This is a genomic window from Nakamurella flava, assembly GCF_005298075.1.
GTDB lineage: Bacteria > Actinomycetota > Actinomycetes > Mycobacteriales > Nakamurellaceae > Nakamurella > Nakamurella flava.
In genome coordinates, this window is sequence record NZ_SZZH01000007.1 from 161,560 (window position 1) to 186,701 (window position 25,142).

The following is a 25,142-nucleotide window of genomic DNA, read 5'->3' on the forward strand; positions in this document are numbered from 1 at the left end:
TCACCGATGACGACAACGCAGACGGATCGCCCGCACGCCCGGCGGGGCCCGCACCCGACCCGTGACCTCGACGTCGACCTGCTGCCCGAGGTGTGGCACTACCTCCGCGAGATGGCCGACCGGACCGGACGGATCCTCGGCCGGGACCTGGTCGGCGTCTACGCGGCCGGTTCACTGGCGCTGCACGCCTACCAGCCCGGCCGCAGCGACATCGACATCGCCATCGTGTGTTCCGGTCCGTTGACCCGGCCGGCGAAGCGGGCGCTGGTCGATGCCCTGCGTCACGAGGCCCTGCCGTGCCCGGCCCGCGGACTCGAGCTCGTCGTCTACCGGGCCGAGTTCGCCGCTGCCGGCACTTCCGAACCGGGCTTCGAGGTCGAGCTGAACTCGGGTCCGCGGATGCCGTTCCGGGTCACCTGGTCCGGGGCGGACCGCGGTACGGCCGACGGCACGTTCTGGTACGCGGTGGACCGCAGCATCCTGGCCGCGGCCGGCCGCGCCGTGGCCGGACCGCCGGCCGGTGCCGTGTTCCGCTCGGTCCCTGACGGCGTGCTGGCCACCGTCCTGGCCGAGAGCCTGCGCTGGCACCTGACTCTCGACCGTCCAGCGGAGCCGCCGGAGGACGAGCCCGGTCCGCCCGGCACCGACGACGCCGTGCTGAACGCCTGCCGGGCCCGGCAGCGCATCCGTACCGGCCGGTGGAGCGACAAGGTTTCCGCGGGCCGGGATGTGCTCGCCGATGCGCCGACCCCGGTCGTCGAGCAGGCGTTGGCCGCCCGGTCCGGGGGACCGATGCCGTCGCGGGCCGCCGCCCGCGCGTGGCAGGAAGCCGTGCTGGCCGAGTTGGCGGCGACCCGCCCGTGACCGACCAGCTCGCACCGGGACCACCCGAGGGCGTCGACGTCGTCATCGTCGGCGCCGGGCTCTCCGGCATCGGCGCCGCCTGCCAGTACCGACAGGCCTTCCCGGACCTGGCGATCGCCGTCCTGGAGGAACGAGCGGCCATCGGCGGGACCTGGGACCTGTTCCGGTACCCCGGAGTGCGTTCGGACTCGGACATGTCGACGTTGGGGTACTCGTTCCGGCCGTTCGGGTTGGGGTTGGACGACCCGCCGACCATCGCCGACGGGGCACTGATCCGTGACTACATCGAGCAGACGGCCCGGGAGTTCGGGGTCGATCGGTGCGTCCGGTTCGGTCACCGGGTGGTCCGGGCCGACTGGAACTGGACGACGGCGCGATGGACGGTCACGGCCGAGACGACGGGTCCGGACGGCCGCCGCACGGTCCGGCTGAGCGCCCGCTGGCTCTCGGCCTGCGCCGGGTACTACGACACCGCCCGTGGCCATCGCCCGGCCCTGCCCGGCGCCGACGAGTTCACCGGCGTCTGGGCCGACCCGCAGCACTGGCCGGCCGACCTCGACTGGACCGACCGGCGGGTCGTCGTCATCGGGTCGGGGGCGACGGCCATCAGCATCGTGCCGGCGCTGGCGCAGCGGGCGGCCCGGGTCACCATGCTGCAGCGCACGCCGAGCGATGTCCTCGCCATCCCGCGGGGCGACGCGCTGTCCGCGCGGCTGCGCCGGGTGCTGCCGCCGCGGTCGGTCGCGCGGGTCGTCCGGGGCAAGAACGCGGTGGTGGCGTTGGGCTTTCACCAGTTCGCCCGCCGGCTGCCCACCCGGGCCCGGCGGTTCATCCAGGCCGGCGCCCGCCGGTCCCTCCCGCCGTCGGTCGACGTCGACGTGCACTTCGCCCCGCCGTACGCGCCCTGGGACCAGCGGGTCTGCTTCGTCCCCGACGGCGACCTGTTCCAGGCCCTGTCCGGCGAGCGGGCCGAGATCGTCACCGACCACATCGACACGCTCACGCCGGACGGCATCCGGCTGCGGTCCGGCCGGCACCTGCCGGCCGACGTCATCGTCCCGGCGACCGGTCTGCAGGTCCGGTTGCTCGGTGGTCTGCGCCTGCACGTCGACGGCGCCCTGATCGAGCCGCAGGACACCGTCGTCTACAAGGGCACGATGCTGTCGGGTGTCCCCAACTTCAACCAGGTCGTCGGCTATCCGAACGCGTCGTGGACGCTCAAGGCCGACCTGGCCAGCGGTTTCGTCGTCCGCGTCCTCCGCGAACTCGGCAAGCGTGGCGCCGACTGGGCGGTGCCCGATCGGCCTGATCCCGCTGACGTCTCCGATCGCCCGCTGCTGGACCTGCAGTCGGGGTACATCCGCCGGGCCGCGGGCACCATGCCCCGGCAGGGTCGCCGGGGACCGTGGCGGATGCATCAGAACTGGTTGCGGGATGTAGTGCTGCTCCGCTGGCGGCCGGTGACCGACACCGGCCTGCGGTTCGGCCGGCAACCCGGGCACCCGAACGACGGGCGCCCGCAGCACGAGACGACAGGAGCACTCACGGTATGAAGCGGTTCGACTTCCGGCGCGGCACCGCAGTGGTGACCGGCGCGGCCAGCGGCATCGGCGAGCAGGTCTCCCGCCAGCTGGCCGAGCGGGGCAGCGCGTTGGCCCTGGTGGATCGGGACGGCGACCGGCTCGACGCGGTGGCCTCCGGGATCCGTAGTCGCAGCAGCGTTCCCGTCGCCACCTACGTCGTCGACCTGGCCGACGAGGACGCCACCCGCAACCTCGGGCGCACCCTCGCCGACACCCACGAAGACACGACGCTGCTGGTCAACAATGCCGGCGTCGCCCTGGGTGGAGCCTTCGCGCAGACCAGCGCCGAGGAGTTCGACTGGCTGCTGGCGATCAACCTGCGCGCGCCGATCACGCTGACCCGGGCCCTGCTGCCGGTGCTGCAGTCCCGGCCCGGCTCGCACCTGGTCAACCTGTCGAGCGTCTTCGGCATCATGGCCCCGCCCGGCCAGGTCGCCTACGCCACCAGCAAGTTCGCGCTGCGCGGGTTCAGCGAGTCGCTGAGGGCCGAGATCGGCGGGACCGTCGGGGTGACCGTCGTGCATCCCGGCGGCATCCGCACCCGCATCGCCGCGAATGCGCGGGTGGCCGCCGCCACGGACCCCCGGGAGGTCGAGGCCGGTAAGGCCGCGTTCGAGAAGTTCCTCAGTTACCCGGCTGACAAGGCCGCTGCCCAGATCGTCGCCGCCGTCGAGAAGCGCAAGCCGCGCGTCCTCATCGGCAGCTCGGCCGTGGTGCCCGATCTCGTCGTCCGGCTGACCCCGCAGCACTACCCGCGGATCCTGGCCCTGCTGCAGCGGGAGAAGTAGTCAGTTGCCCGGGGTGGTCTTCAGCCGACCAGCCCTGACCGGAACACGGGCATATCGCTAGCATCTCGGCACATCCCACGATGCAGAAGCCGTCGTCCGACGGTGGACGGGAGGTCCCCAGCGATGTCACATCACAATTCCGGACCCCGGGCGCACGCGTTGCCGGCCGGCGACATCACCGACATGTACGTGTTTCCGGCTCCGGACCACCCGGGTCGGCTGGTCCTGGTTCTGGACGTGGTGCCCTTCGCGGATCCGCAGGGCACCTTCGCGCCCGAGTTGATCTACCGCTTCCGCGCCCGGCCGGTCACCGCGGACCCGGACGCACCCGCCCGGTTCGTGGCGGCCGGCCCCGACTCCGAGGTCGTCGTCGACTGCACGTTCGCGGCGCCACAGGGCGCGGAACAGGCCGGGACGTGCACCGTGTCCTCCGGCCCGTCGGTGACGTTCACCGTCGGCGACGAGGCCGGCGGCGCCTCCGACCAGCTCCGGGTCTTCGCCGGTCCCCGCTGGGATCCGTTCTTCGACGACGCGATGGCCCTGGTCACCACGCTCACCACCGGGAAAATGGCGTTCACGCCTTCCGGGACGATCCTGGGCGACGGCAAGAACGTGCTCAGCATCGTCGTCCAGATCGACACTGCACTGCTCGGCGACGTGACCCTCGTCGGAGTGGTCGGGGAGACGCTGATCGGCGGGGCGATCCCGGTCCGCTGGGAGCGTTTCGGGCGGCCCGAATTCGCCAACGCCATCCTCGGTCCGAAGAACCACGATCCGGTCAACCGGGATCTGGAGATCCGCGACCTGTTCAATGCCGAGGACGTGTTCGCCCTCGGACCGGACTACGTGTCGGCCTATCGGGCCCGCGTGAACGCCAACCTGGCTTTCTGGGACGGCCTCGACGGGCGGACGGACTGGCCGCCGGCGGCCGACGGCACGCATCCGCTGACCGAGCTGCTTCTTACCGACCTACAGGTCGTCGACGTCACCCGGCCGTACGCGGAGGACAGCTTCCTGGAGATCGAGCGGGCCGCCGTCGAGGGGCGCGCGCACAAGACATGCGGGGGCCGGTCGCCCAACGACGCGTGCATGCCGACCCTCTACACGTTCCTGATCAGCGCGGACTCTGGACCGCGCATCGTGGACGGCGTCGACAGCGCGACCCGGCCGGCCACGCGCTCCTTCCCCTACCTGGTGTCACCGAACCCGACCCCGCCGGCGCACGCGGCGCACTGACGTTCCTCGCCGGGCAGACCCGGGACCGATGGACGCCGCCGCCCGGATCATGGCCGCCGCCGAGAAGCGCAGCGTCAGCGGTGCTCAGCCGCCGGGCGAGTACAGCGCGCCGATGACCTTCTTGGCCAGCTCCACCGCCGGCCCCTGCCCGTCGGTGGTCGGCGCCGGGGTCGCCCAGGTGACGATCGTGGTGTCGGTGACCGGGTCGTAGCCCATGAACGAGTTGAACCCGGGCAGCTCGCCGCTGTGCCCGTACAGCGGGCCGAACTGGGCCAGCGCGTAGCCGTACTTGACCGTCGGATCCGCCGGGTCCCGTGGCTGCAGACTGTCCAACCGCTGCTGCTGCATCTGCGGGCTCAGCAGTCCGCCGCCGACCAGGGCCTTGACGTAGGTGGCCAGGTCGTCGGCGGTGGAGATGCCGGCGCCGGCCGCGCCGCCCCAGCTGGGGTTGACGTCGGTGACGTCCTTCGGGTCCAGCGTGCCGGCCTTGGCCGCGGCCTGGATCTCCGGGGAGAGCACCGAGCTGTCGATGGTCTCGACGTTGGTGCCCCACGCGTAGCCCTGGGGATGCGGCGACGGGATCGATGCGTCGTCGGCGGCCGGGTACGAGGTCTGGGTCAGCCCGATCTTGTCGAAGATCCGCGTCTGGAAGTTCTGTTGCAACGACTGCCCGGTGAGCTGTTCGATGATCGCGCCGAGCAGCACCGTGTTGGTGTTCGAGTAGTAGAAACCCTGTCCCGGCGCGAATTCCACCGGCTGGGCCAGGCCCTTGGCGATCAGCTCCTCCGTCGTCCAGGCCCGGCTCGGGTTGCTGTCGTTCTGCTCGTTGAGCTCGCGGTCGACGGTGTAGTTGCCCAGGCCGCTGCGCATGTTGAGCAGCTGCGCGATGGTGATGTTCTCGCCGTTGGGGACGTCCGGTCGGTACTTCGACACCGGATCGTCCAGCGCGATCTTGCCCTCCTCGACCAGTTGCAGGACCACGGTGCCGGTCCAGGTCTTGGTGTTGCTGCCGATCCGCACGTGGTCGTCGACGGTGACCGGCTCGCTGCCCTTCCAGGTCTGGGTGCCGAACGTCTTCGTCCAGTCGCCCTGCGGGGAACGGACGAGCACGACCGCGCCGGAGATGGTGTTGTCGGTGATCGCCTGTTCGAGCTGGGGTTCCAGCGCGGCGACGTAGGCCGGGGTGCCGTCGGCGGACGAACTGCCGGTGCCGCTCGATCCGGCGGGTGCGCTCGACGACGCCACGCTGCTGGACGCCGCCGAGCTGCTGGCGGGGGCGGCGCTGCTGGACGCAGCCGACGTCGCACCGCTGGTCGTGCTGGTCGCGGACGGGGTCGAGGACCCGCAGGCGGCGAGCAGCAGGACGGCGGCGGCGCCGAGCGGCACCCATGCCCGGCGACCGGAACGGAATGACACCTGGACCACGATTCTCGACCCCCGACTGATGCGAACGTGCGGTCGCCGTGCGCTGGTGACGGCGACCCGCCCGCCCAGTGGTCGGCGGACCCTGTCACCCTCGCCGTTCGAACCGGTCCCGGACAATGGACCCAGGTCCCCAGTCGCCGGGAGGGTCAGGCGGAGGCGCGACCGGACGGGACGGGTGCCGGGTCGGTGCTGGTCGGCACCGGCAGCACCGCGGGTGGGTCGGTGAGGGTGGGCGCGCCGGCGATGAAATCGCTCAGCCAGCGCCACCGCGGGTCCCACCGGTGGTCGAACTTCGCGGCCCGACGTTCGGCGCGGGCCATCCGGCGGTGACCGTAGAAGTGGCGCGCCCACCAGGAGCCCGGGCGGCCGAGCCGGATGGCCGCGACCCAGGCGATGAACGGGATGAAGCAGCTAATCAGGGCGGTCCGGTACTTGGCCTTGAGGACACAGATCAGGGTGCAGATCAGCTGAATGACCAGGCCGGTGACGAAGGTGACCCGCAGGGTGACGTCCCCGAGCTCGACACTGTCGACGCCCCAGGGGCTGAACCCGAGCAGGGTCATCCCCAGGCAGGCGACGGTGAGTCCGATCAGCTCGACCGAGACCCGGCCCTCGTTGGTCCAGTAGACGTCCTGCAGGTGCAGGATCAACGCGAACTCGTCGAGGATGAGCGAGGCGCCCATGCCGATGAGCACGGCGGCGACGCATCGCCAGGCGATGTGGTTGGCGCTCACCGACATGAGCGCCCCGGTGATCAGCAGGATGAGACCGGGCACGGCGTGGTGGATGTGGACGCCGGTCGTCGACACGTTGTTCTTGAACGGTCCGACCCCGGCGCGGATCATCCGGGTGATGATGCGGGTGGCCAGGAACGTCACCACGAAGGCGAGCAGGCACAACAGGAGCGGCAGCTTGCCGGGCTCCACGATGTTGACCTCGAACCACTCGACCACGATCCGATCGTAGGGTCCGCCGTGCCGCGGCCGTCTCGTTCCGCGGTCAGTGCAGCCGCGGGAGCACCTGATCGTGACGCAGGACCGGTGCGAAGAGGTCGCCCCGCTCGGCGATCCGCGTCGGCATCGTCCGGAGGGTGAAGCCGTCGGGACGCAGGTCCGGGTCGTCCAACTCGTCCCAGTCGATCGGCGCGGACACCGGCGCGCCCGGCGCGGCCCGCGGGCTGTAGGGCGCGACGAGGGTCTTGTTGATCGCGTTCTGGGTGTAATCCAGGCGGGCCAGGCCGCCGCGTTCGTTTGTGTGCCACCGCCAGCTCACCAGGTCCGGGGCCACCTTGCCGACCGTTTTCGACAGCTTCTCCACCCAGGCGCGGATGTCGTCGAAGGTGGGTCCGGAGCGGATGGGGATCCAGATCTGGATGCCGCGCCGGCCGGTGACCTTGGCCCGCGCGGTGATGCCCAGGTGCTCGACGGCGGTGCGGTGCAGCCGGGCCAGGTGCAGCAGCTCGTCCCAGGTGGTCCGTCCGCCGGGGTCGAGATCGACCAGGGCGTAGGTGGGTTCGTGTGGCGCGTCGACCATCGACGTCCAGGCGTGCCATTCCAGGGCCCCGTAGTTGGCCGCCCAGATCAGCGCGGCCGGTTCGTCGACGACGAGGTACGTGCGGCTCTCGTCGTCGTCGGCGTCCGGGTTGTCCCAGCGCGGCAACCAGTCCGGTGCGTGCGAGGGCAGCTCCTTGTGCCAGAAGCCCTTCGTCTGCGCGCCCTGCGGGAAGCGGTGCATGTTCAGGGCCCGACGGGTCAGGTACGGCAGCAGGGTGGGCGCGACCAGCGCCGTGTACCGGATGAGATCCCGCTTCGTGACGGGCGGCTCGCCGTCCCGGCCGGGGAACAGCTCCTTGTCCAGGTTGGTCAGCCGCAGCTCCCGGCTTAAGACGGTCCACGTGCCCTTGGCGCCGAGACCGTCCAGCGCGGCCAGCTCGTCGTCGGTGGGCGGGTCCACCGGGTCGGGCCGCAGCCGCACCGATGCCTGGTCGGCCGGCGCGTCCGACCGCCACAGCCGGTCCGGGTCGGCCTTCACCTCGTCGTTGGTGCGCTGCGTCAGCACCGACCGGGGATGGTCCTCGGCGTCCCAGCCGCTGACGGCGAACTCGTCGTGCTTGTGCTTGAGCAGCCAGGCTTCCTTGCCGTGCTGGTCGGTACGGGTGCGGATCAGCACGAATCGCCCACGCAGCTTCTCGCCCTCGAGATCGAAGTGCAGTTCGCCCTTCAAGAGCTGGCGAGCGGTGGGTCCCTTGTCGGGGGCGGGGATCCACCGCCCGACGTCCCAGACGATGACGTCGCCGCCGCCGTACTCGCCGGCCGGGATGACGCCCTCGAAGTCGAAGTACTCCAGGGGGTGGTCCTCGACCTTGAACGCGCCCCGTTTGACGTCCGGGTCGAGGGTGGGGCCCTTGGGGACGGCCCAGCTGAGCAGCACCCCGTCCCATTGGAGCCGGAAGTCGTAGTGCAGGCGGGACGCCCGGTGCCGCTGGACGACGAAACTCAGCGGTGCCGGGCCGTCCCCGGTGGTCGTCGACGTGGAGTCGCCGGCCGGTTCCGGGGTGCGGTCGAAGTCGCGTTTGGCCCGGTACGTCGAGAGCAGGTCGCGGTCCGCCGGGGGCATGTCTGGTCGGTTCCCGGGTCGTCCCGTTCCGACGCTTTCGTCAGCCCGGGCAGTTCGGGGTGGCCGGCCGCCCGGCGAGGCGGTCCCGGGTCCACGAGACGAGGTCGTCGATCAGCGGGGAGTCGGGGGCGACGACGCCCATGTGGGTGCGGCCGGGGTACTCCCGGAAGTCGACCGGCTGATCCCCGCGGCAGAGGTTCCCGACGAAGTCCCGGTTGATGCCGATGTCGATGACCTCGTCGGCGGTGCCCTGCCCGATGAACAGCGGCGCCGGCCACGGCCCGTTCGGGGTGTTGCTGGTCAGCAGGTCGGCGAACGACCCGTCGACCGCCCCGGGTCGGACGATCGGCTGATCCCGGGCGATGGACAACCCGGTCAGCACCGTGATGAGCGTGGCCCCCTGGGTGGTGCAGCGGGCGGCGGCCTCGCGGACGATCGAGCGGGCCGACGGTTCGACCAGGGCGTCGAGGTCGACGCCCGGGTAGTAGCGGGCGTAGGCGGTGAGCACGAAGGAGATGCCCAGGCTCGCGCCGAGCGCGTCCGGGTGGGCCAGCACCCGATCGGCCAGCGCGCGGGGGTCGCTGGCCGGGGACATGGCCGCCGTCCCGACCACGTTCACGTCCGTCGCGGCGGCGGCCAGTTGACCGGCCCACAGCGCCGCGTGCCCACCCTGCGAGTGCCCCCAGATCACGGTCTGGTCGGCCAGCGAGACGTCGGGGACCTGACGGGCCGCGCGGGCCGCGTCCAGCACCGCGTGCCCCTCGCCGAGCCCGATGAGATACGGGAACCGGCCCTCGGCGCCCATGCCCGGGTAGTCGGTCGCGACCATCGCCCAGCCCAGTTGCGCGAGCCGGTTGACGGCGGGCACGCCGGGCTCGCCGAGCGCGCTCGGTCGCAGCGACGGCGCGCACTCGCGGGCGATGCCGACGGTGCCGTGGGCCCAGGTGATCAGCGGCGCGGGGGTGGACCGGTCGGCCGGGGTGAGCAGGATGCCGCTGCTGGGCACGATCGCGCCGAACGCGTCGGTGGTCGTGTAGTAGATGCGGTCACCGGTCATTCCGGCCGGCACGGTGCCCGGGAACGGCTCGGACCGGATGAGGACGCCGGCCTGCGCCGGCAGATCGGCGGGGGTGTCGTAGAAGTCGTCGGGCACGCCGGCGCCCCTGCTCAGTGCGGTGCCCAGCCAGATGGTGGCCACGGCCAGGGCGAGGACGGTCACGGCCCCGGTCAGCCGGAGCCCGGTACGCCGGCGTCGCCGCGCCGCCCCCGCATCCGGTGGGGGTCGCAGCGCCCGGAGCAGCAGCAGGATCCCGAAGATCACCGTCCGGCCGCCGAACAGCACCCCGACGACGACCAGCGTCGCGTCCGGCCACAGCACCGCCAGGACCCCGAACAGCAGCTGGGCGACCCCGAACAGGGCCGCGATGGCCCGGTCCATCCCGGGGCGCACGGCCCATCGAACGACGGCCACCAGCCCGGACAGCACAAGCAGGACCCCGACCGCCGGGCCGAGCAGGTCGACGTCCCGGCCGAACCACACCGCGATCAGCAGCCCGCCGATGATCCAGAGCAGCGGAACGACGACCGCCCACCGGGACGATTCCGTGTCGTCGTCATCGCGGACGGCCGACAGGTCGGCGATCCCGGAAAGCACGCAGCTGATCCCGATGTAGACGCCGAGGACGGCCAGTGCGGTCAGGGGCCGCAGTAGCAGGAACCCGCCGGCGGCGATCAGCACGACGCCCAGCAGTGCCCCGACCCAGCGCGGGGCGCCGGCGACCAGCCAGGGCAGGGCGCGCAGCCGGGAGCGGACGTCGCCGGGACCTCGCTGGTTCGTCACCGTTGGACCCTGTCATCCCCGGCCGGGGTCGCCGGCCACCGGCACCGTGCGGGCACCGGAGACCCTAGAAGTAGACGTCGCGACCGACCGAGATGGTCCGGTCGGTGGGCAACCCGAGGACGTCGGCCCGCTCGGGGCCGAGCCGGTGCAGCGCGCTGAAGATCCGTTGCCGCCAGGACAGGGCCAGGGCGGTCGCCTGGTGGCGGGGGGACACGTGCGACAGCACGAAGTGGATGTCGGCGGTGTCGGTGGCCGCCAGCTCCGGGTGGGCGTCGCGCACCTGGGCGATCAGTTCGGGGACGGTGAACCGTTCGTAGTACCCGACCCGGCACTCGATCTCGTAGACGCCGGGGTCGTGGACGACGACCGTCGTCCGGTCGGTGGGCGGCAGGATCGCCTGGTCGGAGACCTGCACGCGCAGGATGAGGACGGTGCGGTGCACGCCCCGGGTGAAGTCGACCATCGCTCGCAGGGCCAGCGGGGCGACGTTCGCGCCCTGGGTGAAGTACACGGCAGTGCCGGGCACGCGATGGTCCAGCGGGACGCCGGCCAGGGTCGCGTCGATGCTGTGCTCGGCGGTGCTGACGTCCTTCTGCAGGGCGGCGCGCATCCGCCGGCTGCCCCACGTCCAGATGCCCATGATGGTGCCCAGCGCGGCCCCGATGGTCAGCGGCAGCCAGCCGCCGGTGGGGATCTTCAGCAGGTTCGCGGCCAGGAAGAACAGCATCACCAGCAGGATGCCGGCGGCGACGAAGAACCCGGCCGACCACGGCCTCTGGGTCTGCCGCAGCACCAGGTAGATGACCGTCGTGATCACGATGGTGATCGTCACGGCGAGCCCGTAGGCGTCGGTCAGGGCGGCCGAACTCTGGAACGTCACCACCAGGGTGAGCACCGCGACCGCGACCATCATGTTGACCGCGGGCAGGAAGATCTGCCGGGAGTTGTGGGTCGAGGTGTGCTTGACCTGCAGGTGGGGGAGCAGCCCGAGCCGACCGGCCTGGTGGACGACGCTGAAGCTGCCCGAGATGACCGCCTGCGACGCGATGATCGTGGCCAGGCAGGCCAGGACGACCATCGGGATGGTCGCCCAGTCCGGGACCAGGGTCCAGAACGGGTTGGCGGCGTCGTCGGGGGTGCGCAGCACCTCGGCGCCCTGGCCCAGGTAGTTGACGATCAGTGCGGGCAGCACGACCGCCAGCCAGGCCAGCACGATCGGCCGCCGACCGAAGTGGCCCATGTCGGCGTAGAGCGCCTCGGCGCCGGTGATCGCCAGCACCACCCCGCCGAGCGCGACGAACGCGACCCACGGCTGGTGGATCACCAGGAAGACGATCCAGTGCGGCGACAGCGCCTCGAGGATCTCGGGGGTGCGGACCAGCGAGGTCAGGCCGAGGAACGCCGCGATCAGGAACCAGACGATCATGATCGGTCCGAACAGCCGGCCGATCCGGTCGGTGCCGAAGCGTTGCAGCACGAACAGCCCGGCCAGGATGACGACCGCGATCGGGACGACCGCCTCCTGCAGCCCGGTGTCGGCCGACTCCAGACCCTCCACCGCGGAGAGGACGGACACGGCGGGGGTGATGACGGCGTCGCCGAGGAAGGTGGCCGCGCCGATCATCGCCAGCGCGGCGCAGACTCCGACGACCCTCCGGTTGCGACTGCGCAGCCGCAGCAGGCCGAACAGGGCGAGCAGACCGCCTTCCCCGGCGTTGTCGGCCCGCATCAACAGCCGGGTGTAGAGCACGGTGACGACCAGCAGCAGCGCCCAGATGATCATCGAGGTGGTGCCCATGATCAGGTCGCGGTCCAGCGTGCTGTCGGGCGTGTTGACCACGGTTTGGTACGTGTACAGCGGGCTCGTCCCGATGTCGCCGAAGACGACGCCCAGCGCCCCGATCACCGCGGCGGCCCCCGCCGGAGCAGCCGTCCTGTTCGCCATGTCGTCAGCATGACGGCGCACCGGTCGTCACAGAGGGCGCCCCGCCCGAACGAGCGACGCGCTGGACGCCGGACACGGCGCCAGTGGCGCACCTGCGGTCGAGGTGGACCCCCGGGGTCAATGTCGGTGGGCGGGCCTACGGTGGCAGCGGCGGTGGGTGATCCGCTGACGATGCTGCGGCCGGTGCGAACGCCGGACCGATGGGAACGGGAGACGGCGTGACGGGGACGGAGCTGGCGCAGGAGCTGCGGCAGGACGCGGAACGGATCCTGCGTGCACTCGTCGGGCGGGACGATGCCCGCCTGCGCGAGGACCAGTGGGCGGCGATCGAGGCGCTGGTCGTCGGGCATCGACGGGTGCTGGTCGTGCAGCGCACCGGCTGGGGCAAGTCGGCGGTCTATTTCGTCGCCACCGCGTTGCTGCGCGAGCGGGGCGCCGGGCCGACGGTGATCGTGTCGCCCCTGCTGTCGCTGATGCGCAACCAGATCGCCGCGGCCGAACGGGCCGGCATCCACGCGGTGACCGTCAACTCGGCCAACTCCCAGGACTGGGGCCAGGTCTACGACCAGGTCCGCGGCGGCGACGTCGACGTGCTACTCGTCTCGCCGGAACGGCTCAACAACCCCGGCTTCCGGGACGAGGTACTGCCGTCACTGGCCGCCGGGGCCGGCCTGGTCGTCGTCGACGAGGCCCACTGCATCTCCGACTGGGGCCACGACTTCCGTCCCGACTACCGGCGCATCCGCACCCTGCTGGCCGACCTGCCGACCGGGATCCCGGTGCTGGCCACCACCGCCACCGCCAACGCCCGGGTCACCCAGGACGTCGCCGAGCAGCTCGGATCGACCGACGACGTGCTGGTGCTCCGCGGCACCCTGGACCGGGAGTCGTTGCGGCTGGCCGTGCTTCGGCTGCCCGACCACCCGGCCCGGCTCGCCTGGCTGGCCACGCACCTGCGGGACCTGCCCGGCTCGGGGATCATCTACTGCCTGACGGTCGCGGCCACCGAACAGGTCGCCGACCACCTGCGCGCCGCCGGCTACGACGTCGCCGCGTACTCCGGAAAGACGGAGAACTCCGAACGGCTGCAGGCCGAGGACGACCTGCTCGGCAACCGCATCAAGGCGCTCGTCGCGACGTCCGCGCTCGGGATGGGTTTCGACAAACCGGATCTCGGCTTCGTCATCCACCTCGGGGCGCCCCCGTCGCCGATCGCCTACTACCAGCAGGTCGGCCGGGCCGGCCGCGGCGTCGAGCGCGCCGACGTGCTGCTGCTGCCCGGTCACGAGGACCCCGACGTCTGGGCCTACTTCGGCTCGCTGGCCTTCCCGCCGCCCGAGGCGGTGCGGGCCACCCTGGCCGAGCTGGGGGAGGCGGGTCGGCCGCTGTCGCTGCCGGCCCTCGAACCGCTGGTGCCGCTGCGGCGCTCGCGCCTGGAGATGATGCTCAAGGTGCTGGACGTCGACGGCGCGGTGAAGCGGGTCAAGGGTGGCTGGGAGTCGACCGGGGAGCCGTGGGAGTACGACACCGAGCGGTACCAACGGGTCGATCAGGCCCGTAAGGCCGAGCAGCAGGCAATGCTCGACTACGAGGCCACCGACCGGTGCCGGCTGCAGTTCCTGCGCCAGCAGCTCGACGACCCGGACGCCGCGCCCTGCGGTCGCTGCGACAACTGCGGGGGTTTCCAGCCGGACGCCTCGGTCGACGAGACCGTCGTCGGGCAGGCCCGGGACCGGCTGCAGCTGCCCGGGGTGCCGGTGGAACCACGGTCGCAGTGGCCTACCGGGATGGCGCAGCTCGGGGTCCCGCTGTCCGGCCGGATCGCCGCCGGCGACAAGGCCGATGTCGGGCGGGCGGTCGGCCGCCTCGACGGGATCGGCTGGGGGTCGGCGCTGCGCGAGGTGTTCCGCCCGGGCGCCGACGACGCCGAGGTGCCGGTGCCCCTACGGCACGCGGCCGTGCAGACCCTGGACGCCTGGCTCGGTCCGCGGGACGCCCCGAACGGCAGCCCGGCGATCGACGGGGTGGTCTGGATCGACTCGGCCACCCGGGCCCACCTCATCGGCCATCTGGCCCGGGGCCTGGCGAAGTACCGGGGCTGGCCGGTGCTGGCCGGGCTCGAACTCCGCAACCCCGACGGGTTCGCGCCCGCCGACACCAACTCGGCCCGGCGGCTCGCCGCGGTGGCCGACCGTTTTCGGCTGACCGATCCGGACGCCGTCCGCGGGCAGCGGATCCTGCTGATCGACGATTACACCGACACCGGTTGGACACTGACGGTGGCAGCCCGGCTGCTGCGGCAGGCCGGGGCGGCCGCCGTTCACCCGTTCGTCCTGGGGGTCCGATGAACATGTTCAGTCCCGGCGCCAAGCGGCGGGTCGAGCCCGGTCCTGGCCAGGAGTCGGTGTGGGACTACCCGCGACCGCCCGCCCTGGTCCCGTCCGACCGGCTGGTGCGCGTCGAGTTCGGCGGCGACCTGATCGCCGAGACCCGCGGCGCGTACCGCGTTCTGGAGACGAGCCACCCGCCGACGTGGTACCTGCCGTCGGCCGATGCGGTCGCCGGGAAGCTGCAACGGTCCCGGGCCCGTTCGACCATGTGCGAATGGAAGGGCGCGGCCCGCTACTGGGACGTCCTCGGCCCCGACGGCGCGGTGCTGGCCGAGGCGGCGGCGTGGAGCTACCCGAGACCGACTCCCCGCTTCGTCCCCATCACCGACTACCTGGCGTTCCGTCCGGAGGTCTTCGACTGCTTCGTCGACGGCGAGCGGGTTCGCGCGCAGGCCGGCGGGTTCTACGGCGGGTGGATCACCGACGACGTCGTGGGTCCGTTCAAAGGCGAGCCGGGCACCTGGGGATGGTGACCCCCGTCCACCGACCGCGTCCGGGGCACGCTCAGCTCCGCCGACGCGGTGACGCGGCCGCCAGCGTCGTCACACTCGATGTAACGATTCGGCCGCACCGTGTGACCAACGGCGGTCTCGTCCGTCCACCGTGCATGAACTCGAGCACGAATCGCCACCGATCACTGCGCATCGCCGCTGCGTCCGCCGTGATCGCCCTGTCCGCCGCCCTGACCGCCTGTGCGGCCCCCGTGACCGCCCCGGCGGGTGACCCGGTCGTCGTCACGACGTCGTCGACCACCCCGGCCCCGCCGGTGGTCTCCTCCGCGCCCGCCGAGGAGCAGGCGGCCGCCCGGTCGAGCAGTGCGGCCTCGGTGTCATCGGCGGCGTCGGAGTCGTCCGAATCGGCGGCGTCGGTGGCGTCGGAGGCATCCCGGGCCGCAGCCGAGCAGGCCGCCGCCGCGCAGGCCGCGCAGGAGCAGGCCGCCGCTGAGGCCGAGGCGCAGCGGGCGGTCGCGGCCGAGGCCGAGCGGGTCGCGGCCGAACAGGTCGCCGCCGCGCAGGCCGCGCGGGAGCAGGCCGCCGCCGACGCGCAGGCCCGGTTCGACGCCGCGGTGGCCGCCGGGAACTGCACGGACGCACCGGCCGACCGGGTCACCGAGTGTGTGGGCGTGGTCGAGGACGCCGCCGGTGATCCGGTGCCGTCCGGGGCCGAGTTGGCCGACGGGTGGGACGGCACGGGCGTCCGGGGATGGTGGGACTCCCGCGGGTGGGTCTCGGAGGAGACCGCGGCCCGGGCCGTGGCCGCCGGCATCCCGGTCGGTGGGGACGTCCCCAACTACCTGCGCTGCGGCACCATCTGCGGCGAGTCCCCGACGTCCGGCGAAATCCAGTCCCAGAACCTGGAGCAGCAGGAGCAGGCCGACACGGGGCAGACCACCGGCGGCTGACCCCGTCCGGCGGCAGTCCGGTCCTGGAGGTTCCGGCCCGCCCAGCGGGCGGGAGGCTCCAGGATCAGCGGGCGCCGCGGGCCCGGAGGAACCGACTGGATGATCATACGAAAGTCTGTATAGTCAACGGCTCCGAAGGAGGAGCCCATGACCGTGTCCGTGGCGGTGGCCGGAACGAGCGGCTACGCCGGGGGAGAGCTGCTGCGCCTGCTGCTCACGCACCCCAAGGTGTCGATCGGTGCGTTGACCGCGCACAGCAATGCCGGCGAACGACTGGGGAGCCAGCAGCCGCACCTGTGGCCGCTGGCCGACCGCGTGCTGCAGCCGACCACCGTCGATGTGCTGCGCGGACACGACGTCGTCTTCCTCGCCCTCCCGCACGGTCAGTCCCACGAGGTCGCCGCCCAGCTCGACGAGAGCACCCTGGTCGTCGACTGCGGCGCCGACCATCGGCTGGCCGACGCCCAGGACTGGGCCACGTTCTACGGCGGCGACCACCCGGGTACGTGGCCCTACGGCCTGCCGGAGCTGCCCGGCGCCCGGACGGCCCTGGCCGGTAGCAACCGGGTCGCCGTACCCGGTTGCTACCCGACGACGGCGTCGCTGGCGCTGGTCCCCGCGGTCGCCGCGGGGCTGGTGACCCCCGACGTCGTGGTGGTCGCCGCGTCCGGCACCTCCGGGGCGGGCAAGTCGCCCAAGGTGAACCTGCTGGGTTCCGAGGTGATGGGCAGTGCCAGCGCGTACGGCGTCGGCGGCGTGCACCGGCACACCCCGGAGATCACCCAGAACCTGCGCCGGGTCGCCGGTGACGCACCGGTGACGGTGTCGTTCACCCCCGTCCTGGTGCCGATGAGCCGGGGCATCCTGGCCACCTGCAGCGCCCCGCTGACCGACCCGGCGATCGACCTGGCCCAGGCCCGGGCCGCCTACGAGAAGGCCTACGGCGACGAGCCGTTCGTCCATCTGTTGCCGGAGGGCCAGTGGCCGGCCACCGCGTCGACACTCGGCGCGAACACGGTGCTGATCCAGGTCGGGGTGGACCGCGCCGCCCAGCGCCTTGTTGTGATCGCCGCGCTCGACAACCTGACCAAGGGCACCGCTGGCGGTGCCATCCAGAGCATGAACGTCGCCCTCGGCCTCACCGAGACCCTGGGCCTGCCGATGACCGGAGTCGCACCATGAGCCACGCCGTTCCCACCGGCCGGACCGGGGTGACCGCCGCGGGCGGCTTCCGGGCCGCCGGGATCACCGCCGGTCTGAAGGCGTCGGGCAAGCCCGACGTGGCCCTGGTCGTCAACGACGGCCCGCGTTTCGACGCGGCCGGGGTGTTCACCAGCAATCGCGTCTTCGCCGCCCCGGTGCGGTGGACCCGGCAGCTGGTGTCCACCGGTCCTGGGGTCGACGGAGTCCCCGGCGGCGCCATCCGAGCGGTGGTCCTCAATTCCGGCGGGGCGAATGCCTGCACCGGCCCCGAGGGTTTCGACGACACCGTGGCGACGGCCGAGCACGTCGGCTCGGTCCTGGGCGTACCGGCCACCGAGGTGGCGGTCTGTTCGACCGGTCTCATCGGGGAGCGCCTGCCGATGGACCTGCTGCTCTCCGGGATCGGTGCCGCGCACGGCGCGCTGGCCGACGAGGGCGGGCTGGACGCGGCGACCGCGATCATGACGACCGACACGGTCGCCAAGACCGCCCAGGTCAGCGCGCACGGCTTCACGGTGGGCGGGATGGCCAAGGGCGCGGGCATGCTCGCGCCGGGCCTGGCCACCATGCTCGTCGTGGTGACCACGGACGCCGTGAGCGACCCGGCGACCCTGGATGCCGCGCTCCGGCAGGCCACCCGGGTCACCTTCGACCGGCTCGACTCGGACGGCGCCATGTCCACCAACGACACGGTGCTGCTGCTCGCCTCCGGCGCGTCCGGAGTCACCCCGCCGGTCGAGGACCTCACCACCGCGGTCACCGCCGTCTGCGCCGACCTGGCCGCCCAGCTGCTGGCCGACGCCGAGGGGGCGACCAAGGAGATCGCGATCGAGGTGGTGCACGCCGTCACCGAGGACGACGCCGTCGCCGTCGGCCGCTCGGTGGCCCGCAACAACCTGGTCAAGACGGCGTTCTTCGGGCAGGACCCCAACTGGGGCCGCATCCTGGCCGCCGTCGGGACCGTCCCGGAGACCGTGGTCTTTGACGCCGACCTCATCGACGTCAGCATCAACGGCGTGCAGATCTGCCGGGCCGGCGGCGTCGGTGAGGACCGGTCGCTGGTCGACCTGACCGGTCGCAAGGCGCACGTCCTCATCGACCTGCACGCGGGCACCGAGACGGCGACGGTCACCACCAACGACCTCTCGCACGCCTACGTGCACGAGAACTCGGCGTACTCGACATGAGCGGGCCGATCGACGACACCGTCGAGCCGCGGCGCTGGGCCGACCTGGACAGCGCCCAGGAGCGGGCCACGGTGCTGGCCGACGCGCTGCCGTGGTTGCGACGGTTCTCCGGCGAGATCGTCGTCGTCAAGTACGGCGGCAACGCGATGACCGACGAGAAACTCAAGGCCGCGTTCGCCGCGGACATGGTCTTCCTGCGGACGGTCGGGCTCAAGCCGGTCGTCGTGCACGGCGGGGGCCCGCAGATCAGCGCCATGCTGAGCCGGCTCGGGCTGGCCGGCGAGTTCCGCGGCGGGTTCCGGGTGACGACCCCGGAGACCATGGACGTCGTGCGGATGGTGCTGGTCGGCCAGGTCGGCCGGGAACTGGTGGGCCTCATCAACTCGCACGGCCCGCTGGCCGTCGGCATGTCCGGGGAGGACGCGGGTCTGTTCACCGCGGCCCGCCGGACGGTGCTGGTCGACGGGGTGGAGACCGACATCGGGCTGGTCGGTGACGTCGTCGACGTGAACCCCACGGCGGTGCTCGACCTGGTGCAGGCCGGACGTATCCCGGTCGTCTCGACCGTCGCGCCGGACGCCGACGGCGTCGTGCACAACGTCAACGCCGACACCGCGGCCGCCGCGCTGGCCATCGCGCTGGGCGCGGCGAAGCTGGTCATGTTGACCGACGTCGAGGGTCTGTACGCGAACTGGCCGGACCGCGACTCGCTGCTGTCCCGCATCTCGGTGGACGCGCTGGAGCGCATGCTGCCCACCCTCGAGGCCGGAATGGTGCCCAAGATGGAGGGCTGCCTGCGGGCGGTCCGCGGCGGGGTCGCCGCCGCCCACGTCATCGACGGTCGCGTCCCGCACGCGGCCCTGCTGGAGATCGTCACCTCGGAGGGCGTCGGCACCATGGTGCTGCCCTCCCTCGAACCCGCCCGGGAGCACTGATGAGCGCCTTACCGACACCTGCTGCGGAGGAACACCTCTCGGGTAACCAGCGGGCCGCGCAGCGCTGGTCGCACGCGCTGATGAGCAACTTCGGCACCCCGCCGGTGGAGCTGGTGCGCGGGACGGGGGCCGTGGTCGTCGACGCCGACGGCAAGGAATACCTCGACCTACTCGGCGGCATCGCCGTCAACGCCCTGGGCCACGGGCACCCGGCGCTGGTCGCCGCGGTGTCCAGCCAGATCGCCACCCTGGGTCACGTCTCCAACTTCTTCACCCACCCCACGGTGCTGACCCTGGCCGAGAAGCTCGTCGACATCACGGGTGTCACCGACCAGGACGTGCGGGTCATCTTCGGCAACTCCGGGGCCGAGGCCAACGAGGCCGCGTTCAAGCTGGCCCGGCGCACCGGCCGGCCGCGCATCATCGCCGCCGAGAACGCCTTCCACGGCCGCACCATGGGCGCGCTGGCGATGACCGGTCAGCCGGCCAAGCGGGCGCCGTTCGAGCCGATGCCGGCGGGGGTCGAGTTCGTGCCCTACGGCGACGAGGCGGCGTTGCGCGCGGCCGTCGACCGCGACCCGGGCTCGGTGGCCGCCGTCATTCTCGAACCCATCCTGGGCGAGGCGGGCGTCGTCCCGGCCCCCGACGGCTACCTGGCCGTCGCCCGGGAGGTCACCACGCAGGCCGGGGCGCTGCTCATCCTGGACGAGGTGCAGACCGGGATCGGCCGGACCGGGACGTGGTTCGCGTTCCAGGGCGCCGGGATCGTGCCGGACGTCATCAGCCTGGCCAAGGGGCTCGGCGGCGGCCTGCCGATCGGCGCGGTCATCGGCATCGGCCGGGCCGCCCACCTTTTCGAGCCGGGGCAGCACGGCTCCACCTTCGCCGGCAACCCGGTGTCCGCGGCGGCGGCGATCGCCGTCCTGCAGACCATCGAGAAGGAGGGTCTGCTCGACCACGTCGGCGCCCTGGGCAAGCACATCGCGGGCGCCGTCGAGGATCTCGGTCACCCGCTCGTCGACCACGTCCGCGGCCGCGGTCTGCTGCTGGGCATCGTGCTGACCGCCCCGGTCTCGGCGGCCGTCGCCACGGCCGCCCGGGACGCCGGGTTCATCGTGAACGCCCCGGCGGCCGACGTGATCCGGTTGGCCCCGCCGCTGAACCTGACCGTCGAGCAGGCCGACAGTTTCGTCGCCGCCCTGCCCGCCCTGCTCGATTCCGCCACCACCACCCAGAACGCCTGAGGACCCGACGATGACGACCACGACCTCCGCCGCCCCGGCCCCGGCCGGGACCGCTACGCCGCTGCGGCACTTCCTGCGGGACGACGACCTGAGCCCCGAGGAACTGCTCGGCGTCCTGGACCTGGCCGACGTCTACAAACGGGATCGCAACGGGTACAAGCCGCTGGCCGGCAAGTCGGTCGCCGTGGTGTTCGAGAAGAACTCCACCCGGACCCGCCTGTCGTTCGAGGTCGGCATCGCCCAGCTCGGCGGCCAGCCGGTCATCGTCGACGGGCGCACGTCGCAGCTCGGCCGCGAGGAGACCATCGAGGACACCTCCCGGGTGCTGTCCCGCTTCGTCGACGCGGTCGCCATCCGGACGTTCGCGCAGCGGCGGATCGACGCCCTGGCCGGGGTGTCGAGCGTGCCGGTGGTCAACGCGCTGACCGACGAGTTCCACCCCTGCCAGGTGCTCGCCGACCTGCAGACCGTTCGGGAGCGGCTCGGCCGGCTGACCGGGGTGCGGCTGACCTACCTGGGCGACGGGGCCAACAACATGGCCAACTCGCTGATGCTCGGTGGCGCCAACGCCGGTCTGCACGTCACCGTCGCCGCCCCGGCCGGATTCGCGCCGCACGCCGAGTTCGTCGACGCGGCGAAGGCCCGGGCGGCCGACACCGGCGCCAGCATCACGCTGTCCGACGACCCGCAGGCCGCAGTCGACGGGGCGGACGTGCTGGTCACCGACACCTGGGTGTCCATGGGCCAGGAGAACGACGGCCTGGACCGGGTCGGCCCGTTCCGGCCGTTCCAGGTCAACCAGGCGTTGCTGGACCGGGCGGCGGACGGGGCGATCGTCCTGCACTGCCTGCCCGCGCACCGGGGCTGGGAGATCACCGACGACGTGCTCGACGGCCCGTCGGCCGCGGTCTGGGACGAGGCCGAGAACCGGCTGCACGCCCAGAAGGCGCTGCTGGCGTTCCTGGTCGGGGACGCGGCAGCCGCGGTATGAGCGGATCGGTCGCCGGCACCGGTTCGGGCGCTGCGGGCGCGGTCTCCAAGGTCGCCCGGCACGGGCGCATCACCGAGCTGGTCCGCGACCACGCCATCCGTTCGCAGACGGACCTGGCCGAGCGCCTGGCCGCCGACGGCATCGACGTCACCCAGGCCACCCTGTCGCGGGATCTGGAGGAGCTGGGCGCGGTCAAGCTGCGCGGGGTCGACGGCGGCGCCGCCATCTACCGGATCCCGGAGGACGGCGGCCCCCGCCCGATGACCGGTGGCACCTCACGGCTGTCCCGGTTGGTCGGTGAGCTGCTCATCTCGCACGCCGGTTCGGGCAACCTCGCGGTGCTGCGGACTCCGCCCGGGGCGGCGCAGTACCTGGCCTCGGCCATCGACCGGGCCGGCCTGCCGGACGTGCTCGGCACCATCGCCGGTGACGACACCGTGGTCGTCGTGGCGACGGAGGGTCTGACGGGCGCCGAGGTGGGGCGGCGGATCGCCGCCCTGGCCGGTTGAGACGCCCCCGCATCCGGTCCCACCCTCATCCCCACGAACGATCACCGACGCCGCCCGCCGGGGCGGCCGTCCAGCACAGATAGGCTCCCGTCGTGTCCAAGGTTCTCGATTCCCTCCCGAAGGGCCAGAAGGTCGGCATCGCGTTCTCCGGGGGGCTCGACACATCCGTCGCGGTCGCCTGGATGCGCGAGAACGGTGCCGTCCCCTGTGCCTACACCGCCGATCTCGGTCAGTACGACGAGCCCGATCTGTCCGGCGTGCCCGGCCGGGCCCAGGAGTACGGGGCCGAGATCGCCCGCATCGTCGACTGCCGGGCCGCGCTGGTCGAGGAGGGCCTGGTCGCGCTGGCCTGCGGCGCCTTCCACATCCGGTCGGCCGGGCTGACCTACTTCAACACCACGCCGCTGGGCCGCGCCGTCACCGGCACCCTGCTGGTCCGGGCGATGGCCGACGACGAGGTCGACATCTGGGGCGACGGCTCCACCTACAAGGGCAACGACATCGAGCGGTTCTACCGCTACGGCCTGCTCGCCAACCCGCGGCTGCGCATCTACAAGCCCTGGCTGGACGACCGGTTCGTGACCGAGCTGGGTGGGCGGACCGAGATGAGCGAGTGGCTGCTCGCCCGGGACCTGCCCTACCGGGCGTCGACGGAGAAGGCCTACTCGACGGACGCCAACATCTGGGGCGCGACGCACGAGGCCAAGCGCCTGGAGCACCTGGACGCCTCGGTCGAGATCGTGCAGCCCATCATGGGCGTGGCCCACTGGGACCAGTCGGTGGAGATCGCGCCGGAGGACGTCGAGATCCGCTTCGAGGCCGGCCGGCCGGTGGCGATCAACGGCGTCGAGCTCGACCCGGTCGCCCTCGTCCTGGAGGCCAACGCCATCGGTGGCCGCCACGGCCTGGGGATGAGCGACCAGATCGAGAACCGCATCATCGAGGCGAAGTCGCGCGGCATCTACGAGGCGCCGGGCATGGCGCTGCTGTTCATCGCCTACGAGCGGCTGGTCAACGCCATCCACAACGAGGACACCGTCGCGTCCTACCACGACCAGGGCCGGCGCCTGGGTCGTCTGCTGTACGAGGGCCGCTGGCTGGACCCGCAGGGTCTGATGCTGCGCGAGTCGCTGCAGCGCTGGGTCGGCTCGGCCGTCACCGGATCGGTGACGCTGCGGCTGCGGCGCGGGAACGACTACACGATCCTCGACACCACCGGGCCGGCGCTGTCCTACCACCCGGAGAAGTTGTCGATGGAGCGGGTCAGCGAGGCCGCCTTCGGCCCGAGCGACCGGATCGGTCAGCTCACCATGCGCAACCTCGACATCGCCGACACCCGGGCCAAGCTGGAGCTCTACGCCGAGCGCGGTCAGCTCAGCGCCGAGGAGACGCTGGTCGGGGTGCTGCGCGCCGGCGAGTCGGCGGCCATCGCCACCCTGCCGCCGGAGGAGAGCACCGAGGTCGCCCAGGCGATCGACCAGGCCGGCGAGGCCGCGGCCTTCGACCTCGGGACCGACTGACCGATGACGGAGAACGCAGACGCCTCCCGGACGGCCGCCGGCGCCCTGTGGGGCGGCCGGTTCAGTTCGGGGCCGGCCCCGGAGATGGCGGCCCTGTCGGTCAGCACCCATTTCGACTGGGTGCTGGCGCCGTACGACATCGCGGCGAGCAAGGCCCACGCGTCGGTGCTGGCCGCCGCCGGTCTGCTGTCCGACGAGGAGCTGGCCGGCATGCACGCCGCGCTGGACCGGTTGGCCGCCGACGTGGCCTCCGGGGAGTTCCAGCCGGCCCCGACCGACGAGGACGTCCATTCGGCTCTGGAACGTGGCCTCATCGCCCGGGCCGGCGCCGAGCTGGGCGGCAAGCTGCGGGCCGGGCGGTCCCGCAACGACCAGGTCGCGACGCTGTACCGGCTGTACCTGCGGGACGCGGCCCGGCGGGTCGGCGGCCTCGTCCTCGACCTGCAGACCGCCCTGCTCGACCAGGCGGAGGCGCACCCGGGTGCGGCCATGCCCGGCCGCACCCACTTCCAGCACGCCCAGCCGGTCCTGCTGGCCCACCATCTGGCCGCGCACGTCCAGGCCCTCGGCCGGGACGTCGACCGGCTGGTCGACTGGGACCGTCGGCACGCGGTGTCGGCCTACGGTTCCGGCGCCCTGGCCGGGTCGTCGTTGCGGCTGGACCCGAAGGTGGTGGCCCACCAGTTGGGTCTGGACCGGGTGACCGGTAATTCCATCGACGGCACGTCCGCGCGGGATTTCGCGGCCGAGCTGGCATTCGTCTTCGCCATGTTGGCGGTCGACATCTCGCGCTGGGCCGAGGAAGTCGTGGTGTTCACGACCGCGGAATTCGGTTATGCCCGGTTGCACGACGCATTCGCGACGGGCTCGTCGATCATGCCGCAGAAGAAGAATCCCGATATCGCCGAACTGGCCCGCGGCAAGGCGGGGCGGTTGATCGGCAATCTGACCGGTCTGCTGGCCACCCTCAAGGCGCTGCCCCTGGCGTACAACCGGGATCTGCAGGAGGACAAGGAGCCGCTGATCGACTCGGTCGCGCAGCTGGAGCTGGTGCTCCCGGCGATGACGGGCATGACGGCGACCCTGACGTTCGACACCGGACGGATGGCGGCGATGGCCCCGGCCGGGTTCTCGTTGGCCACCGACGTCGCCGAGTGGTTGGTGCGTCAGGGCGTGCCGTTCCGGGTGGCCCACGAGGCGGCCGGTGCGTGCGTGTCGCGGGCCGAGTCGACCGGCCGTGACCTCGACGACCTGACGGACGAGGAGCTCGCCGACATTGATCCGGCCCTGACGCCGCAGGTCCGCGAGGTCCTGACGGTCGCCGGGTCGCTGGCGTCGCGGGACGCCGTGGGCGGTACGGCGCCGGTGCGGGTGGCCGAGCAACTGGCCGAACTGCGCGCGCTGGTCGGGGCCGATCGGGCCCGTCTGGTCTGACGGCGGTACCTGCACAACGCCAAGGGGCGG

Annotated in this window: 20 protein-coding genes; 15 read left to right on the forward strand and 5 right to left on the reverse strand. The window is 72.3% G+C overall.

Features of this window, described 5'->3' with window-relative positions:
* The first annotated feature begins 6 nt into the window (after nt 1-6).
* The 4 genes from FDO65_RS20985 to FDO65_RS21000 all read left to right on the forward strand — a co-directional run bounded on the left by FDO65_RS20985 (nt 7) and on the right by FDO65_RS21000 (nt 4,471).
* Nucleotides 7-864 (forward strand): hypothetical protein, encoded by an 858-nt coding sequence (locus FDO65_RS20985; RefSeq protein WP_205850224.1) that lies wholly within the window; start codon nt 7-9, stop codon nt 862-864.
* The gene (locus tag FDO65_RS20990; protein WP_137451697.1) at nt 861-2,417 is read left to right on the forward strand and encodes a flavin-containing monooxygenase; all 1,557 of its coding nucleotides are present in this window, start codon (nt 861-863) and stop codon (nt 2,415-2,417) included. Before FDO65_RS20985 ends, FDO65_RS20990 begins: the two co-directional genes overlap by 4 nt.
* Entirely contained in the window at nt 2,414-3,235 is an 822-nt protein-coding gene (locus FDO65_RS20995) for an SDR family NAD(P)-dependent oxidoreductase (protein WP_137451698.1), read from the forward strand. The genes FDO65_RS20990 and FDO65_RS20995 overlap by 4 nt, the downstream gene beginning before the upstream one ends.
* Nucleotides 3,236-3,358: 123 nt before the next feature.
* Nucleotides 3,359-4,471, forward strand: a complete 1,113-nt coding sequence (locus FDO65_RS21000) for a DUF4331 family protein (protein ID WP_137451699.1) — start codon at nt 3,359-3,361, stop codon at nt 4,469-4,471.
* Nucleotides 4,472-4,555: 84 nt separating this feature from the next.
* Here FDO65_RS21000 and FDO65_RS21005 read toward each other — a convergent pair whose 3' ends face one another.
* The 5 genes from FDO65_RS21005 to FDO65_RS21025 form a co-directional block, all read right to left on the reverse strand.
* On the reverse strand, nt 4,556-5,887 hold the full coding sequence (locus FDO65_RS21005) for a serine hydrolase domain-containing protein (protein WP_205850225.1): 1,332 nt from the start codon (nt 5,885-5,887) through the stop codon (nt 4,556-4,558).
* Nucleotides 5,888-6,042: 155 nt separating this feature from the next.
* Entirely contained in the window at nt 6,043-6,849 is an 807-nt protein-coding gene (locus FDO65_RS21010; protein ID WP_137451700.1) for a hypothetical protein, read from the reverse strand.
* 46 nt (nt 6,850-6,895) lie between these two features.
* Entirely contained in the window at nt 6,896-8,512 is a 1,617-nt protein-coding gene (locus FDO65_RS21015) for a non-homologous end-joining DNA ligase LigD (protein ID WP_137451701.1), read from the reverse strand.
* A 40-nt stretch (nt 8,513-8,552) separates the two neighbouring features.
* A complete protein-coding gene (locus tag FDO65_RS21020; RefSeq protein ID WP_205850226.1) occupies nt 8,553-10,352 on the reverse strand; it encodes a lipase family protein in 1,800 nt (599 codons plus the stop codon).
* A gap of 64 nt (nt 10,353-10,416) precedes the next feature.
* Nucleotides 10,417-12,297 (reverse strand): KUP/HAK/KT family potassium transporter, encoded by a 1,881-nt coding sequence (locus FDO65_RS21025; protein ID WP_137451702.1) that lies wholly within the window; start codon nt 12,295-12,297, stop codon nt 10,417-10,419.
* Between the two features lie 200 nt (nt 12,298-12,497).
* On the opposite strand from FDO65_RS21025, the gene FDO65_RS21030 reads away from it, so the two are divergent.
* The 11 genes from FDO65_RS21030 to argH all read left to right on the forward strand — a co-directional run bounded on the left by FDO65_RS21030 (nt 12,498) and on the right by argH (nt 25,112).
* Nucleotides 12,498-14,645, forward strand: a complete 2,148-nt coding sequence (locus FDO65_RS21030) for a RecQ family ATP-dependent DNA helicase (protein WP_137451703.1) — start codon at nt 12,498-12,500, stop codon at nt 14,643-14,645.
* The gene (locus FDO65_RS21035) at nt 14,642-15,160 is read left to right on the forward strand and encodes a DUF427 domain-containing protein (protein ID WP_137451704.1); all 519 of its coding nucleotides are present in this window, start codon (nt 14,642-14,644) and stop codon (nt 15,158-15,160) included. Before FDO65_RS21030 ends, FDO65_RS21035 begins: the two co-directional genes overlap by 4 nt.
* Nucleotides 15,161-15,294: 134 nt before the next feature.
* Complete coding sequence (locus FDO65_RS21040) at nt 15,295-16,089, forward strand: hypothetical protein (protein ID WP_137451705.1); 795 nt, start codon at nt 15,295-15,297, stop codon at nt 16,087-16,089.
* 147 nt (nt 16,090-16,236) lie between these two features.
* The gene (gene argC / locus FDO65_RS21045; protein ID WP_137451706.1) at nt 16,237-17,271 is read left to right on the forward strand and encodes an N-acetyl-gamma-glutamyl-phosphate reductase; all 1,035 of its coding nucleotides are present in this window, start codon (nt 16,237-16,239) and stop codon (nt 17,269-17,271) included.
* Nucleotides 17,268-18,479: a bifunctional glutamate N-acetyltransferase/amino-acid acetyltransferase ArgJ gene (gene argJ, locus FDO65_RS21050; RefSeq protein WP_137451707.1), complete on the forward strand. Its 1,212-nt coding sequence runs from the start codon at nt 17,268-17,270 to the stop codon at nt 18,477-18,479. Before argC ends, argJ begins: the two co-directional genes overlap by 4 nt.
* Nucleotides 18,476-19,414 (forward strand): acetylglutamate kinase, encoded by a 939-nt coding sequence (gene argB, locus FDO65_RS21055; protein WP_137451708.1) that lies wholly within the window; start codon nt 18,476-18,478, stop codon nt 19,412-19,414. Before argJ ends, argB begins: the two co-directional genes overlap by 4 nt.
* Entirely contained in the window at nt 19,414-20,658 is a 1,245-nt protein-coding gene (locus FDO65_RS21060; protein ID WP_137451709.1) for an acetylornithine transaminase, read from the forward strand. The genes argB and FDO65_RS21060 overlap by 1 nt, the downstream gene beginning before the upstream one ends.
* A gap of 10 nt (nt 20,659-20,668) precedes the next feature.
* Entirely contained in the window at nt 20,669-21,649 is a 981-nt protein-coding gene (argF, locus tag FDO65_RS21065; protein ID WP_137451710.1) for an ornithine carbamoyltransferase, read from the forward strand.
* Entirely contained in the window at nt 21,646-22,158 is a 513-nt protein-coding gene (locus FDO65_RS21070) for an arginine repressor (RefSeq protein ID WP_137451711.1), read from the forward strand. Before argF ends, FDO65_RS21070 begins: the two co-directional genes overlap by 4 nt.
* A gap of 92 nt (nt 22,159-22,250) precedes the next feature.
* Complete coding sequence (gene argG / locus FDO65_RS21075) at nt 22,251-23,678, forward strand: argininosuccinate synthase (RefSeq protein ID WP_137451712.1); 1,428 nt, start codon at nt 22,251-22,253, stop codon at nt 23,676-23,678.
* Between the two features lie 3 nt (nt 23,679-23,681).
* Nucleotides 23,682-25,112, forward strand: coding sequence for an argininosuccinate lyase (gene argH, locus FDO65_RS21080; protein WP_137451713.1), 1,431 nt, complete (start codon nt 23,682-23,684; stop codon nt 25,110-25,112).
* Nucleotides 25,113-25,142 lie beyond the last annotated feature (30 nt).